The 16,090-nt window shown below is 64.8% G+C and carries 11 protein-coding genes; 4 read left to right on the top strand and 7 right to left on the bottom strand.

Annotated features, from left to right (window positions below):
* Positions 1–106 precede the first annotated feature (106 nt).
* The 3 genes from M1M07_RS29935 to M1M07_RS29925 are packed head-to-tail and all read left to right on the top strand — an operon-like array spanning position 107 to position 2,386.
* Positions 107–379 carry a DUF2848 family protein gene (locus M1M07_RS29935; protein ID WP_282582458.1) on the top strand — a complete coding sequence of 91 codons (273 nt, stop codon included), beginning with the start codon at positions 107–109 and terminating at the stop codon, positions 377–379.
* A gap of 37 nt (positions 380–416) precedes the next feature.
* Positions 417–1,574 (top strand): HisA/HisF-related TIM barrel protein, encoded by a 1,158-nt coding sequence (locus tag M1M07_RS29930; protein WP_282582457.1) that lies wholly within the window; start codon positions 417–419, stop codon positions 1,572–1,574.
* Positions 1,575–1,576: 2 nt separating this feature from the next.
* Positions 1,577–2,386: a carbon-nitrogen hydrolase family protein gene (locus M1M07_RS29925; protein ID WP_248676490.1), complete on the top strand. Its 810-nt coding sequence runs from the start codon at positions 1,577–1,579 to the stop codon at positions 2,384–2,386.
* A gap of 5 nt (positions 2,387–2,391) precedes the next feature.
* On the opposite strand, the gene M1M07_RS29920 is transcribed toward M1M07_RS29925, so the two are convergent.
* The 6 genes from M1M07_RS29920 to M1M07_RS29895 all read right to left on the bottom strand — a co-directional run bounded on the left by M1M07_RS29920 (position 2,392) and on the right by M1M07_RS29895 (position 9,781).
* A complete protein-coding gene (locus M1M07_RS29920; RefSeq protein ID WP_282582459.1) occupies positions 2,392–4,695 on the bottom strand; it encodes a LuxR C-terminal-related transcriptional regulator in 2,304 nt (767 codons plus the stop codon).
* A 165-nt stretch (positions 4,696–4,860) separates the two neighbouring features.
* Entirely contained in the window at positions 4,861–5,052 is a 192-nt protein-coding gene (locus M1M07_RS29915; protein ID WP_248676488.1) for a hypothetical protein, read from the bottom strand.
* Positions 5,053–5,327: 275 nt separating this feature from the next.
* The gene (locus M1M07_RS29910) at positions 5,328–6,122 is read right to left on the bottom strand and encodes a hypothetical protein (RefSeq protein ID WP_248676487.1); all 795 of its coding nucleotides are present in this window, start codon (positions 6,120–6,122) and stop codon (positions 5,328–5,330) included.
* Positions 6,123–7,988, bottom strand: a complete 1,866-nt coding sequence (locus tag M1M07_RS29905; protein WP_248676485.1) for a hypothetical protein — start codon at positions 7,986–7,988, stop codon at positions 6,123–6,125.
* 159 nt (positions 7,989–8,147) lie between these two features.
* Positions 8,148–9,071 (bottom strand): peptide transporter, encoded by a 924-nt coding sequence (locus tag M1M07_RS29900; RefSeq protein WP_248676483.1) that lies wholly within the window; start codon positions 9,069–9,071, stop codon positions 8,148–8,150.
* Complete coding sequence (locus tag M1M07_RS29895; protein ID WP_248676482.1) at positions 9,071–9,781, bottom strand: ParA family protein; 711 nt, start codon at positions 9,779–9,781, stop codon at positions 9,071–9,073. Before M1M07_RS29895 ends, M1M07_RS29900 begins: the two co-directional genes overlap by 1 nt.
* A gap of 5,917 nt (positions 9,782–15,698) precedes the next feature.
* Between M1M07_RS29895 and M1M07_RS32940 the strand changes: the two genes are divergently transcribed.
* On the top strand, positions 15,699–15,827 hold the full coding sequence (locus tag M1M07_RS32940) for a hypothetical protein (RefSeq protein WP_282582456.1): 129 nt from the start codon (positions 15,699–15,701) through the stop codon (positions 15,825–15,827).
* A 15-nt stretch (positions 15,828–15,842) separates the two neighbouring features.
* Here the strand turns inward: M1M07_RS32940 and M1M07_RS29890 are convergent.
* Positions 15,843–16,090: transposase (locus M1M07_RS29890; protein WP_248676480.1), on the bottom strand; the 248-nt coding region annotated here is incomplete at its 5' end.

The following is a 16,090-nucleotide window of genomic DNA, read 5'->3' as shown; positions in this document are numbered from 1 at the left end:
GCTTCGACTGCGAGTCGGGTCGCTCGCTCGCGCAGTTCCTGTGGGTATTTGTAGTTCGCCATGGTGAGTCTGGGGTGATCCTTCCGGGATATCTGGCTCACCCTCAATGAAACCAGGGACGCTTCAGACCGATGCTGGAACGCAGGTGATCCAAAATGGCACACTTGCCGAACTGCTGAGCCCGCTGTACTGGGTGGACGAACTGCGGGAACGCGGCTTGCTCGAGCCCGGCACCGTTCTCATGTCCGGCACCATCCCGATGCGCACCGAGGTCGACCAGTTCAGCGCCGGGTGGAGCGTCGAACTCGGCGATCCTCACACGAACCGGTCGATTTCGTTGTCGTATTCCGTGCAGCAGACTCCACCCGCGGTCGACTGACGCATCGTCCGATCGCTTCACCTCCCAGGAGCCCGTAATGCACTCATCTTCAGATCCTTGGTCCCCGCTGCCGCTGAGATCCGGTACCACACTCAGAAATCGGTTCCTTCTCGCACCCATGACAACCGATTCCTCTTATCCGGACGGGTCGGCCACCGAGGCCGAGCTGACCTATCTTTCCCGCCGGGCCGCAACCGAATTCGGCGCGGTGATCACCTCCTGCGCCTACGTCCATCCTGCCGGACGGGCATGGCAGGGAATCGGTGCGTCCGGCGAATCCCACCTTGACAGCCTGCGAGCGGTCGCGCGCGCGGCGCGCGGTGGCGGCGGCGTCGGCATCCTGCAGATATACGACGGCGGTCGAATCGCGCTACCCGAACTGATCGGACCCGACGCACTGCGTGGCCCCTCCGCTGTGCCGTCCGCCCGACCCAATGCCCGCACACCCAGAGCGCTCCGTGACGACGAGATCGAGGATCTCCTCGCCGCGTTCGGACGGGCGGCGGACTATGGAGTGAAGGCGGGCTTCGACGGCATCGAAATCCACGGCGCCAACCACTATCTGATCCATCAGTTCTTTTCGCCGCGAGCCAACCGCCGCACCGACCTGTGGGGTGGCAGCCTCGAGGCACGGATGCGATTCCCGCTCTCCGTCGCCCGCGTCGTGCGCGAAACTGTCGGCGACGCAGTGACCGTCGGGTTCCGGATCACACCGTTCGAATCCGAAACGGGCGGGTACACACTTGACGACGCCGCGAGATTGGCCGATCGACTGGCCGCCGAGGGCATGGACTACATCCACATCTCCATGGACAACTTCCGCCGCAACTCGCCACAGCCGGAAGACCGGGACTGGACGAAGAGCCGACAGCAGGTGGAGTCACGTAATCCGATCGAGGCGATCGCCGAGGCGGTGGACGGGCATAGCGCCGTGGTCGCCAGCGGGGGCATACGCACCCTGGACGACGCCCGGACCGCCCTCACCGCCGGTGCCGACCTGGTCGCGATCGGACGTGCGGCGCTCGTCGACCCGGAATGGGTGGACAAGATACAGGCCGGCGCACATTCGCAGATCCGCACCCACTTGCCACCGGATGCCGGCGACATCGAATCGACCCTGACCATTCCACCGCGAATGGTGCGCTACCTGCTCAGCCGCCCGGGATGGATTCCGCGGGTAGGACAGGACAGCTGATCATGAACGACACCTTGCAGATAGCGTTGTGCCAGATCGCGTCGACCGGCGATCCGGACCGCAACCTTGCCACGGTCCGCGCCGAGGTCGGACATGCCGCCCGCGCCGGCGCCAGGGTTGTGGTGTTCCCGGAGGCCACCATGGCGCACTTCGGGACCGAACTCGGCGCGGTCGCCGAACCGATCGATGGACCGTGGGCCTGTGCGGTCGCCGCCATCGCGGACGAGCACGATGTGCTCGTCGTGGCCGGCATGTTCACCCCCGACGGTGCCCGCGTCCGCAACACCGTGATCATTACCGGTCTCGGTCAGCATTTCGGCTACGACAAAATCCACCTCTACGATGCGTTCGGATACCGCGAATCGGACACCGTGGCACCCGGCAGCGAATGTGTCACGGTCACCGTCGACGGTCTGGTACTCGGCGTCGCCACCTGTTATGACATCCGCTTTCCCGCTCTGTTCCAGCGGTTGGCCGAGGACGGGGCGAGCGCGGTACTGGTACCGACGTCCTGGGGAGCCGGCGACGGGAAAGCCGACCAATGGGACGTGTTGGTACGGGCACGGGCCCTCGACTCTGGGTGTTGGGTACTCGGATGTGATCAGGCCGACCCGCGTACGGCCGGTGTCGCGGTCCGGCCCGACGCTCCCACCGGGATCGGGCGGTCCCTCGTTGCGGATCCCTCGGGTGCCGTCGTGGCGCGCCTGGGCGCCGAATCGGGGATGCTCCTCGCCGGTATCGACGGCGCCGCGTCAATCGCGGCGCGGCGACGAACGGGCGTGCTGGCCAACCGTTCCCGCACGGTGTACTAGCTCGTTCAACGCCGCTGTGTGGCCAGCAGGACCGCGACCTGTGTCCGCGAATTGACACCGAACTTGGTGAAGATGTGTTCGACATGGCTGTCCACGGTGCGCAGGGCGATCACCAGTGTCTGTGCTATCTGTTTGTTCGTGAGCCCCTGGGCAAGCAGCTGGGCGATCTGCGTCTCGCGGGGCGTAAGGAGGGCGAGGAGCGCGTCCTCGGACGAGAGTTCCGCCTCGTCCGAGGACTCCTCACCGAGCGCGTAGTCGATCGTGCGATCCACCTCCATCCTCGCGCCCTCCCCGAATTGATATTCGAACTCCTTCTCTCCAAGCACCTTTCGGACATCAGCTTCCGTACGGCTGCTCCAGGATCGCAGTTCGAACCCACCCGGGTAGATCCCCAGCGGCTCCCACATCCGACGCACCGCCCCCAGAAGCCGCGCCGAGCGCACGGCATCACCTTCGGCGCACGCAACCCAGGAGAGCAACTCCACAACCACAGCGATACCCAACACGTCGTGGAAGGGTCGCTTGACCGCGAGCGCCTCCCTCAACGCGCGTGCCGCGGCCGCAGCGTCTCCGCGCATCCAGTGCGCCAGTCCCGTGAATGTGAGAACCCACGACAGCGACCACCGCTCGCCTAGTTCTTTGCATAGGTGAAGCCCTTGTTCGAGCACCGCGAGAGCCCGTTCGGGCTCCTGCCGGTGACACAGAGCCCACCCCAGGTGCTCCATCGCGAGGACCTGCTGCGCAGATGTCCCGTTCTCCGACTCCATCGCCATGCCCTCCTCGATCAAGGTCATGCCCAGCGATGGGTTGCCGAGGTTGTGCTCGGCAATGCCGCGTATGTGGGTCGCGTGAGCGAGTCCGATCGCGTCTCCTGCTTGCCGAGCGGCGTCCTGACTGCCACGAAGCAGATCGAGCGCGACGACGGCCTTACCTTCGGCTATCGCGAGATAGCCGTTGGCCCACAACGCTGCTGCACGTTCGGGTCCAGCATTGTCGTCGAGCGCCAGGCACCGGTCCAGCCAGTGCCGTCCCTCCCGTTGCTGTCCGCATCCGAGCCAATACCAGAAAAGCGCCGAACTCATGCCGAGCGCGGCGCGCCCTCCCTCGGGGTCGGAAACCAGCGAATCCAGGACTGCTCGCAGATTCGCCTGTTCCCGACGCATCCGTTCGACCATTTCCTCCTGGCCGGGCCCGAACCAGTTCTCGTCGAACTCGCGTGCGAGCCGCTGGTAGTACGCGCGATAACGCCCGACAACCGCAGCGTCGAGCGGATCTTCGCGCAGTTTCCGCAATCCGTACTCGCGCACCGTCTCGAGCATGCGATAGGTGGGTCCGTCGCTCGAGTTGTGCATCACAAGGATCGATTTGTCCACTAGCGCCACGATGTGTTCCACGACGACCTCTCGGGGGAGATCGTCGTCGCTGCAGACACACTCGGCGGCGTTCAGGTAGATGGAGCCGGTGAAGATCGACATGCGTTCCCACAGAAGCCTCTCGTGCTTCGAGCACAGGTCGTAACTCCAGTCCAGGGTTGCCCACAACGACTGATGGCGGGGGGCAGCGGAACGGTCGCCCAGGCTGAGAAGCCGGTGGTGGTCGTCCAGACGAACCAGCAATTCGCGGGGTGACAGTGCCCGCATCCGTCCAGCCGCGAGCTCGATCGCCAGCGGCAACCCATCGAGCCGGCGGCACAATTCCTCCACCGTGCGCTCGTTGTCAGCGGTGATCCGAAACTCCGGCGCCGCAGCCGTGGCCCGTTCCTCGAACAACCGCACAGCCTCCGGGCGTACGTCATCGGGGCCCCGCCCGCTGTGCGAGACACGGACCGGAAGCGGCTCGACCTTGAAGATGTGTTCACCGGTAACACGCAACGGTTCGCGGCTGGTGGCAAGGATCCGCAGCCCAGGGCAAGCGGACAGGAGGTTCCGTACCAGGATCGCGGTTTCGTCGAGCAGATGCTCACAGTTGTCGAGGACCATCAGCATCTCGCGCCCGCGCAGATAATCGACCAAGGTCGCCACCACATCCGACTGGTGAACCGGGGCTCCGACAACCTGGGCCACCGTCATCGCTACCAGTGCCGGATCGGCGACCTCGGCCAGCTCGACGAGCGTTGCGTGATCCGCGAAGCCGCGCTCGGCTTTGCGGGCGACGTGCACCGCGAGACGCGATTTGCCCACGCCGCCGATACCTGTGAGGGTGACCAGTCTCGAGTGAGCAAGTAGTCGCCGGATCTCAGTGGTTTCGGTGCCTCGTCCGACGAGGGCCGTCACATCTGCAGGGAGCCGCGGCGGCGGAACATCGGGCATCATGTCCTCTCAATAGTCCATGCTGCGCCGATGTTCAAGGGGAGCGGGGACGGACCGGGTGCTCGGTGTTCGTCGAGTTCAAGGCCGATGGGGGTGTTCGACGACCGATCGCGTATCGGCCGGATTGCCGACGTGTGGGGGTGCCGGGGGTCTGCCGTCGGAAAGTCACGCTTCGACGTCGCGCTGTCGCTTCCGCTGCCGCCGGAACAACTCGGCGTGGGCTTCGGAGAGCGTCAGGAAACGCCCGTCGGCTGCCACCCGGACCGTCATGCCGCGCTCGACGTATGCGACAAAGCGTTCCAGTGCTTCCGTGTCCCATGTAGGGACGGGGCCGGGTGGCCACATCGGCATGTGCATCTCATCTCCTCCGAAAGTGTCAGCCGAACGAGGATGCGGACATCCCGTGTTCGGAATATGAGGTTGGAACGCTAGATGGATATCCCCGGGATCGTCCACGGCACCGTTCTGCGGTGCGAGACACCGTCGAGATCGTCGTTGGGCAGCGACCGGTCGAGCAAGTGACGTTTGTGAACCCATCCGCTGGCCTGAACAGCACGATGGTGCTCAAATCGGATCGCGTCAGGAACCGCGGGACGCTAAGTGATGCGTTTGTGTGGCTGTCGGTGGACTACTCAGCGCCACGTGACGTCGAGCTTGTCGATGGCGTCGAAGTGGAATCCGAACTGATCCCCGTAGACGTCGAACCCCTTGTTCTCCGGGTAGTCGAGGGTGGCGTGGCGTTCGAGGATCGCCACCACGCGGGCCTGGTCGTCGTTCGCCAGGGCTGCGGCGATCTCCCGTGATTCCTCGGCGCTGAACGGGACGTCGGAGTTGCCGAAGTCCAGTGTGCGGGTGCGGTAGTCGTATCCGACTTCGTCGCCGTTGCGGACGTGCACCCGGCCGGTGACCCGGATCGTCGCGACCTTCGGTGTCCCGTCGGGCCGGAGAACACCGGCCTTGCGCATGGTGTTGTCCGCTTTGGCGGCTTTGAGTTTGGACTTCGCGTCGTTGCGCAGTTCGTTGGTCTTGCCCGACATGTACTTACGCACCGACGACGGGTTGCGGCCGATCTGCTGCGCCACCGCGTTGACACCGCCGAGCCGGGCGATCGCGGCGCGGCGCTGCGCCAGCTCGGCGACCTCGGCGTGCGGGATGCGGCCCTGCTGCCCCCACCGGCGCAGCGTCCGGTCCGAGGGCGGGGTGCGGCCGGCATCGATCGCGGCTTGGCGCAACCCGTCGTTCCCGATCTCGCTGCGCAGCTGCCGGACCGAGACCCTCGCGGTCAGCCCCGCCAGGCCGCGGCTGGTTTCCTGCGCCTTGGCGATGCCTTCGGCCGCGGCGGCCGCGACCGTGACGCGCATGCCGTCGAGACCGGTGGTTTTCTGCGGCACGGATTTCGAGCGCGGCTTGGGCAGGTGCAGCGCCATCTACTGCTCCTCGTCGGTGTCGGTGCCGTAGGCCGCGGCGATCGCGAGCCGAACCTCGTGGGTGGTTTCGGCGGCCGCAAACGCCAGGATCATCTCGTCGGTCAGCTCCACCTGCTTCTCGAGGGTCATCTTGCCGAGGGCGGCACTGTCGTCGGCGATGTCCTGCCCCTCTCCCAGCAGATACACCCAGGAGTCGGTCATGGTACGGATCGGCCACCGTCCGGTCTCGCGGGCGATGCGCATCGCCACCCGGCGCCCGCGCCACCGGCAGTGCGCCATGATCGCCGCCCGCCACAACGGCTGGTGGTGATGCTGCATCCGGCTGGCGGTCCACATGTCGGGGTTGACCATCCGACCCACGTACCCCTTGTAGCAGGCGCCGAGGAACCGCTTCATCGCCACATCCCCGGTCTCGACCGCGACGGTGCGGGCCTCGCGCAGGATCTTCGCCCACTTGTCTAGGGCCCGGCCCTGTTCCTCGTAGACCCAGGCGTCGGTGACGTCGAGGTCGTCGATGTCCAGGCCCATTCCGCCGTCGGCGATCGGCGCGCACAGTCCTTCCAGGCTGACGGTGGTGATCCAGGTCCGCACCGGCTGGTCGTGCAGCATCGCTGGGTGCGGCAGCGGGAGCTTGTCCGGCAGGGCGTACTGGCCGGCGGCGGGCAGGGTCACGCGCCAGATCCCGAACGCCGGCTTGTCGACCGCGGCGGCGGCCGCGACATCGGCACCGCTCAGGTTGCGCACGCGGCCGTAGCCGAACGAGAGCATCCCGGCCGAGGCCAGGTAGGCAGCGCGCTGGTCGATGGTGACCAGCCGGGTCACCCCGTCGAGATCGTCGTCATCGGGAATCCGGGACCAACCGGCGGCAGGTTCGAGATCGCCGCGGGGGGCGCCGTCGATCGGTGGGACCGGACCGGCGGCGGTCACCACGATGCCCTTCCCTGTCTGGGTGCGTTCGCGGCGGATCTTGTCGAGAATCGCGGCACCGGTGCGGGCCGGGGTGGGGCCGGGCAGGGTGCCGAGGTGTTTGGCGGACCAGGCCAGGCGGCGGCCGAGCTCGCGGGCGGCGGGCAGGTCCTCGTCGGGCAGGTAGGTGCCGGCGGTCGGCGAGCCGAGGATGCCCATATCCCCGACTCGGTTACCCCAGCCAAAGTCCTTGTTCCAGTACGTCCATACGTACGGTTCGAGGATGAGGTCGACCATTTGGGTGGCCTTGCCGAGCTGACGTTTGAGGTGCACGACGAAGCCGGGATCGCCGCGCAGCTCCCAGCCGGCGGCGATGAGCGGCGGCAGCGTCGCGGCGACGGCCTGGGTCAGGTCCGAGGCGGCGCGGCGGCGCAGCTGTTCGAGGTCGTCGACGTCGTCTTCGCTGCCGGGGTCGATCGTCCAGCCGAGTCGGGCGCAGGAGTCGATGCCGACGAACCACACCTGGGCGGTGAGACCGTGTGGGGTCAGGGCTGCCCAGTGGATCAGCTTGTCCAGTTTCTCGATGGTGTCGACGGGGCCGGTGAGTCGGGCGCCGGAGGGACTGTAGGTGGCTTCGGCGGTGACGATGAGGGCGTGTCCGTCGGCGTCCGTGCCGGTGGGGAGGGATTCCCAGGGTTTCGGGTCGTCGGTGTTTTCTGTGTTCGGCTGGGTGTCGTCGCTTGTTTGGTCGCTGTCGGGGTCTGTGTCGGTGCCGGTGTCGTCGGGGGCCGGATCGGTCGTGGCGTGGGTTTCGGTGCGATTGTGGTCGACTACGTCGTCCTCTACCCGATCCGATTCGCCGGGTGTCGAGGCATCGGGTGGGGCGGGCACGTCGGTGTGTTCGGTGTCGGGTTCGGGTTCGACATCGAAGAGCGTGAACTGTTCGTTGTTTCGGCTCATCGGGGCTCCGCTGGGATTCGCATGAGGGTGTGGCCGTGTGAGGTGCGCGGACGGTGATCGAAGGTGCCGGATGGGAGTGGGTCGCGGCATGGTGTCCCGCAACCAGCCGGTGGGGGTCCGGCTGGTTGCGGAATCATCTTGTCCACGAACGCAAATCGGTTAGCGGAGACCGAGAGCGTCGATGAGGGCGCGTTGTTCGTCGTTGGAGTAGTGCTTGCGCACGGCGGCGGCGAGGACAGCCGGGTCGACGGACAACTTCTTCAGTGCCTGCACCACTTTGTCGGCGGGTTCGATCGGCGCCGACTCGTCCGGATCGTCCTTCGTGGGCGTATTCGGCTGGGAGTCGGCCGGTCCGGGGTCGGCTGTGGACTTGTCCGACTCCGGGTTCTGCGCGGCTTCCCATGCTGCGACCTGTTCCTCGAGGGGCACCTTGGCGAGCGAGCGGGCGTGCCGGATCGCGAGATCGCCGGCGCGCAGCGCCGCTTGGAGTTCCGGTGCGAGTTTGAGCAGTGCGCGGCGCTGGGACACCCATCCCTTGGAGCGTCCGAGTTTGGTCGCGGCGGCGTCGGCACTGCCGAACTCGGCCACCATCAGCTCGACGGCCTTGGCTTCTTCGAGGACGTCGAAGTCGCGGCGGTCGATGTTCTCGCTGGTCGCCGCCCAGAGGATCTCCCCCTTGTTGACGGCGATGCTGTCTCGGACGACGACATCGAGACCGGGGCGGCCGTACTTGACGGCGGCCGCGAGGCGTCGGTTTCCGTTGACGACGATGTACTTGGCGGTGCCGATCTCGGCTTCGTCTTCGGGCCACAGTTTGAGCCACGCGGCCCGGCTGACGGCCGTGCCGGGTTGCAGCTGCCGATCTGTGATGGTGGACAGATCGGAGAGGTCGCCGACCTCGTCGCGGGGATTGCGCGGGTTGGCGACGAGCTCGGCGACCGGCACATCGGCCAGGAACTGGCCGTCGACGGGCTCGGTGGTGATGGGCTTGGGGCTCACGGTTCGCTTGCGGTCGACCGGTGAGTTGTCTCCGACTGCGCCGACCAGCGAGGCGAAGTTCGCGCGCCCTCCCTTGGGGGCCATCAGCGGCCGCCGTCCGCGAGTTCGAGGCTGAGTTTGTAGAAGTCTTCGCGGGCCTGGAGGGAGACCCGGTTGGTTTCGTACTCGGTGACGACCCGACCTTCGGCGGCGGCGCGGGTATGCACCTTGTAGTGGCGCACGACGGTGCGGGCGAGGGGCCAGCCGTTCGCCTGGACGAATTCCCGGGTCTGGTCGAGGTCGACCTTGCCGTCCCGCGGGTCCCAGTTGTTCACCACGACAATGAATTTCTTGCCGAGGGGTTCGAGGACCTGCTTGATGGTGCGGGCGGTCGGGTCGAAGCACAGCGGTTCGGGTTCGATCGGCACGATCACCAGGTCGGCGACATCGAGGACGGCGCGCAGGGCGTCACCGGAGGTGCCAGCCCCGAGGGGGTCGGTGCCGTCGTCGTTGCCGGACAGGTCGATCCAGCCGGGGGTGTCGACGTAGACGTGTTTGATGCCGGGGAGTTTGTCGAGGTTGCGCAGGACCTCGAGGTTGTCGTGGACCTGGTCGATCAGGAACGGGAGTTCTTCGACTCGCGAGGCCCACCAGACCGCCGAGCCCTGGGGGTCGACGGAGATCGCCGCGACCGGGGACTGCACGTCGTCATCGTCGCCGGATGTGAGGACGTCGGCTTTCACCGCGGCCAGATTCATTGTCAGGGTGGATTTTCCGACCCCGCCCTTTTGATTCAGCATGACATGCACAGCCATTGGATACCCTCCGTATGCTTCACCCCCGAGGGGGCTACTTCGGACTTGCACCACCACGTTGCGATCGAGGTGGCGATTGCGCTTCCACTGTAATGGGTTTGAGACCTTTTTTGGTGGATTGCGTCGCTCTGCACAATAGATCCGCGTGGGTCTATTGTGCAACCGGGCAGTATGATCCCGGGCATGGTCCGATACCTGACGTTGCACGAGTTCGCTGACCGTGTTGGGATCGCGTACAACACCGCGAAGGGTTATCTCCGCAAAGGTGTTCTGCCGCAAGCAGATGCAGAGATCGGGCCCAGGCTCGGCTGGCTTCCCGAGACCGTGGACGAGTGGATGTCGAGTCGTCCTGGGCGCGGACGGTGGGGCCGCGACGACCTTCCCCCACGCTGAGTTCCGATCCTCTTGGCGCCCAAAATTTCTCGAGATTTCTTGAGCGCCCTCGGCGTGTCGCCTTCCGAATCGGGCATACCCGCGCGAAGCGCGTCTCGCACATCTGCCCCGACCGACTTTCCGGCACCGGATTACACCACCCAGTTTCGTCACTGTGACGGATATGTGGCGCGAGTCAGCACTCCTATCGACTCCCGGCCGATCGCGAAATGCCTACTTCCGCTACCGAAATGACCGCGCAACCTTCCTGCTACGGTGCAATCACGGAATGCGAGTCCGATACCTCCCGCGCGATCGCTTTCCACCCCGACCGGACGACCGACCTTGTGGTGGTTTACCGCGGTAAACCACCCGTCCTGCACTGAGGTAGCAATGGTCGTTCGAAGCTGCGACTCCCCCGGGGCTTCACCGGCACCGAGCTCCATCGTGTCGGAGAAATCCGCTACAGAACCGACAGGCCACTTCTATTCAACTTCGCGTCACCTTGCCGGCCGGACCTGTGCCCAGCAGACAGCGATGCCCGGACCAGGCTTTCATTCAGGGTTCTTCCCGTCTCGCGGAACTGCAGCGACATGGGAAGAGGTGCGACTGGTTTACCGCGGTAAACCGCCCAGCCCGTCGCGGCGGACATCGCCTTCGCGCTGCAACTGCGGGCCAACCGTGCCCGGACGACCTGTCCAGGATGCCACTCCCCCGGTTTACCGCGGTAAACCCGAGACTCAGCGACGGCCCTCGCTGCAGTTTTCGTGCGAGCATCTCAAGGGCACGAAGAGCGATCCACCGTTTACCGCGGTAAACCAGCAAGACCGACAGGCAGCAGCTACGCCGGCAGGATCCGTGGCATCGCTCCATTGTCGAAGACGATGAAGAACGCCGACATTATCGACATGGTTCACCGCGGTCAACATGTATAGCGCTTTTCGAAGACCGAGGCGAACCCCGCCATGGGCCGGCGGGTGTTAGTGGTTTACTGCGGTAAACCGAGCCATCAACACCAGGCATCGCATTCTGGTGTCGGCTTCTGGTGTCGGTGAAACGTGGGGATTCCCCACTCAAGGGCTGCCGCTTAGGCACACCACTCCCCTGGTTTACCGCGGTAAACCAGGGGAAGACTTGGTCGCGCCCGTTCCACGATGGGATCTCCGCCTAGCCTCGTGCACGCGCATCGACGTCCAGTGGCCCGCACGCGTTCCGCGCGGCAAGGTACTAGAGACACGAGTCGATGGCTCGGCATGTTCGGCCTGAAGGCACCAGCCTTCTGCCGATGTCGACGAGTCTGTTCCGACGTGTTCGGCGCGGTCTACCGCGGTAAACGAGATCACGACCTCCTGTTCGGCGCGCCGGGAAGTCTGAGGCGGTGATCTTTCCCTCGGAGGATGCTTCCTGGTTTACCGCGGTAAACCGGTTCACGGCTATGGCGTCGGGTCCCCTTCCCGCCGACAGCATGCGTGGCACGCCGGTTCCGAGTACTACAGATCAGGGATACCCCTCCCCCCGGTTTACCGCGGTAAACGTCACCTCGAGCCATCCGTTCCAGAATGTCGAAGGATCTCCGCCGCAGACTTGCCTCCACGCCAGCCCCGAGCTCTTCGCGGCACGAGATGTTTACCGCGGTAAACCGAGCCGCACGGTGCACTTCCTCGGCTACAACCACTCTGACGGCCGGAGCAAAAGGGCTACCCTTCGGCGCGATCCCGGTTTACCGCGGTAAACCGGTCCGGGTGTGCGGTGCTGGTGCAGGCGTCGCCTGACGCCGACGACGGGGTGCTAACAGCCGCCATTCCCAGCGAATGCAATGTCAGCGGGCTGACCTACAGCTGTTTACCGCGGTAAACAACGTCAGCCGGAGCAGCCTGCTAGTTCTCGAAGCCAAGAGTTCGGCGGGTTATTACCGAGTTCCCCGTCCCTTCGACGGAGGCGGGCGTGAGACTGTGACCCCGGGCCGGTTTACCGCGGTAAACCAGCCCTCCTGCATCGCTCCTGCGCGGCCGGGTCACGCCGTCCTCGGCGAGGCAACTCCTTCCGTCGCACTGAAAACGTAGATACCACCCCTTCCGTTTACCGCGGTAAACACGATCCGGCTACGCGCTCCGGCGCGATGATGAATCACCGCCAACATCGACGCTCTCGATCATCTCCAGGCAGCCCACCGCGTTTACCGCGGTAAACCGGTGAGCCACACGCCACATCGGACCGGTCGTTCATCAGCTCGAATCTTCCGTTGCAGCGTCACGTACGGCACGTACTGCCGGTTTACCGCGGTAAACAACGGAGGGAATCGCGGTCAGGCCCCGAAACGATCGGGATTGCCAGCGCACATGTGGTGATTCGATGTCACCGCAGCGATCTCCTCAGCGCGTTTACCGCGGTAAACGAGATGCGGTAAACGCGCTCGATCGCATACCGGCGACTCGACGCGACACTCGGTATCCGACGAGAGTCATCGAGTGGTGCACCTGCTGCGGTTTACCGCGGTAAACCGCAGCACTGGATTGAACCGATCAGTTCACGTAGGCACCCCAAGGCTGGCGCATAGCGCTACGACCTGCTGAGCGGATCCCACGCCAACTCGATCGGTGCTCGCGGGAAGTATCTCCGCGAGCACCGCCGCTGCAGGCGACTACCGTCAAGCCAGAGTCGTCGATAGCTCACGGCTCTCCGCGTCACGGCAACGATCCGAAACCGTGTTTACCGCGGTAAACACGGATGACGATCTGGCCGTTGCCCGAAGCAATAGCAAGCCTGGGGCTCGTGGTTTACCGCGGTAAACCACGAGCCCCAGGGGAGCGGTCGGCGTTCATCGACAGGAGCCGCCCATGCAGCTCCAAGTCCACGGCGATCACTGAGGATGGGCCGCTTGGGCACTCACACGGATGTAACGGGGTTCCGGCGGTTCGTCGCGACCACACTTCGTCGGCGTGGTTTACCGCGGTAAACCACGCGGAGGTCGTGTGGACACGCGCGATCATTCTGGGTATGTCAGAAGCACCGCGTGTCATGGCTGTTTACCGCGGTAAACAGCCATGACACGCATCTCGCTGTCACGAACACCGCCAACGACGAGCCGGTGGGGGAGGGGAGTCTCCCGTGTTTCCGTCGGACGGGGAGCGCGCCTACCTCACGGCGCTACCGGAGGGATTGCTTCGCCTGCGGGAGAGGGCTTCTCGAATCTGATTCATGACCGACACCCGCGTGCTTGTAGAGGCGATTCGCATGTCGCGGTCGGACGCCGCCACGGCGGCTCGCCGGCGTTCCAGGTCCCGCTCCAACTTGGCCTCGCGGGCGCGTTCGGAGGGGGAGGGGCCGGACCAATCGATGCGTGCCAGGCGCCAGCGCAAGAACCTGATGGGGTGCCTAAGCGAGCCCCGTTCAGGCCAGGTCCAGCCACGAAGCCTGGTGTCTTCGTTGAGGGTTCTCGCGATATCGCGCCCTGTCCAGCGAGTCGTATCGACGCAATGGTCCCTGAGTGCGTCGCAGACGGATCCGATATGCCTTCCGGTATCCAGGGATGGGGCAAGGGAAATTAGCTCGGCAGCGGCCTTCTGAAGCTGAATTGGTCGAGGATTCGCGTTGCGGGAAGCGGAAGCTCCGGCCGCGTGCGTTCGCGCGCGCGTTGTCTTGTACTTCCTGACGGAAGTAGAACTACATAAAACAACACCAAGAGATTGGGGGCCACCGGTGCGGGATTGTGGATGAATCGGTGGGGTAGGGGTGCGGGGGTCGCGTGAGGCGTTCCCGACGCGTGTAGAGGGCGGAGTGTCCGTGGGCGAGCCAGCGGAGGTAACGCGAATCACGACGGATCTGGGGGAGGTCAGGGCCCAGACGCTTGTCGCCTTCACTTGTTTACGTCCGTGATGGGCTTCGGCGGCCCACTGTTCGATGGTGCGTAGGAATCGGCCCCGGACCATCTCGTGAGCCATCCCCAGTTCGGACAGAACGCGCCGTGCACGCTTGAGGACAGTGATCGAGACGCCGGCTCGCTCGGCGAGGGTCTCCCGTGATGCGGTGACGCGGCGGCCGGTGCGCTGGTCGGCTACGGCGGCCATGCATACCGCGACGGCGAAGACGCGTTCTGGGTCGATGCTGTGGCGCCGGCATATTTGAATGCCGGCGTCGCTATTCAGAATTTCTCGGACTTGGCGTTGCCAGATTGCTCGTCCAGACCAGACGGGGGTGGTCGACTGCATTTCCGGTGGTACCGGAATTGACCAGGTTCGACCGCGTTGGTCGCTTTCGATATTGATTTTCTCGACTCGCGCCACGTTTTCTTGTGCGCGATTTATTGCATCAAAATAGGCGAGGTCATGGGAAGTGGGGGATTGTTGAGTTGCGGCATCCCGAGCGGCTGGTGCGGAAAATTCGCGGCGTGTCGTTGTGGAAGTTGTTGTATCTGTGTCAGGGCATGAGTTACCCTGAGACGTACCAAGCACGGTATGTCCCTCCAAGAAAGCGGGACCTATCGAGCACCGATAAGCCCTGGTGGGAGCAGTACTTGGAGCGAAGCGGCAACTTCGGTTCCATGTCGAGCGCCAACAGTGGTGAGAACTGAACACACGGTTAGCTGCACTACAACTCGATGAACCTGGTGGAAAGATTCTCGAAGGACAAGCCCCCGTTAGGGGGTTTTGTCTTGTACTGCCCTGTGAGTTATTTACTTATTACTCGTCGGTAAGTTCCGGCTCCTTCCTTCGGTGGGTATCGATGTGGTTTATTTCACCACATCACCGGTCCGTGATCGCGCAGCGACTCGAATTTTATTTTCGGTGCGTCGAGAGCGGCTGTCCACGGCCGAGGACGATATTCGGCGTCTATTTTCGAAAATGAATGTCGGGCACTACTCGGCGCCGTCCCGATCTGAGGGTTCGACGTGGCACTGTCCCCGACTCGCTCTCGACCGCGTGCGCTACTCGGCGTTCTGGGCCGAATGAGAGGCTCGCGGCTCGGGTCCGTCGGGGTGGTTGTCCGCAGCGGATCGCGGGTCGAGAGGGAACTGCCGGCACCGAACCCGCCGCGGCGTTCGGTGCCCGATCTGTTGATGGACGCGGCACGGACCCCCAGTGCCGGCAGGTTTCGGAAAGGATCCGGGTCGCGCCGTCCGTTCAGACGACAGCTGCTCTGCCGGTGCGTTCGTCTCGGCGATACGGACACGCCAGAGCCCTTTCTGTAGGGGAGGGGAGGAACCAGAAGGGTCCCGGGCATCGCAACCCCGACACGGGATCCGTCAACCGCGGGGCATCAGAAGAGCACGGCTGTTCCGTCAGCACGACGGGGTACTCCACTGCGTCGAGGTGATCTGCCGCTCGGGACGACGGTGGTCTGATCACGGTAGACGAGGCCGACGCGAGGTCGTCGAATGGCGAGGTGATGCATGGGGGAATCGAACATGTGACGGTCCTGCGGAGCCAGGATCCTTGTTCAATAGCTGCGGCGTTGTGGCCACGCGCGATCCTTTTCCCGAGGTCTGGGTGCGGAACCCGATGCCGTGTTCACGGATCGGAACACGAAACACTTGCGCGCGCATACGATGACGGTCGACTCGGCCGGAGCTGAGCGCGGCCGGCCGGTGTCCGACGTGGTAGGCGCGGCATTGTGCGTCAATACCGCTCACCCCTGGGTCAAGTCCCGTGAGGTGGTGTACGACGTCGTCGCGTGATTCCTCGTCGGTGGATCAGGCAGTCAAGGCCGGTGTCACCTCCTCGGTCTCCTCGGTGACACTGTCGGCGGGCTTGTCGGTGCGGGAGCGGGCGAGTACGTCGAGGCCGAGGTAGCGGCGGCCTTCGATCCACTCGTCGTGCTGTTCGGCCAGCACCGCCCCGACCAGTCGGATCAGCGCAGTCCGGTCCGGGAAGATCCCCACCACGTCGGTCCGGCGGCGGATCTCCTTGTTGAGGCGCTCCTGCGGATTGTTGCTCCAGA

Origin of the sequence: Rhodococcus sp. HM1, from assembly GCF_023218075.1 — a bacterium.
Classification (GTDB): Bacteria; Actinomycetota; Actinomycetes; order Mycobacteriales; family Mycobacteriaceae; genus Rhodococcus.
Note: the sequence above shows the minus strand (reverse complement) of the source record. Positions and strands in the feature narration are given on the sequence as shown.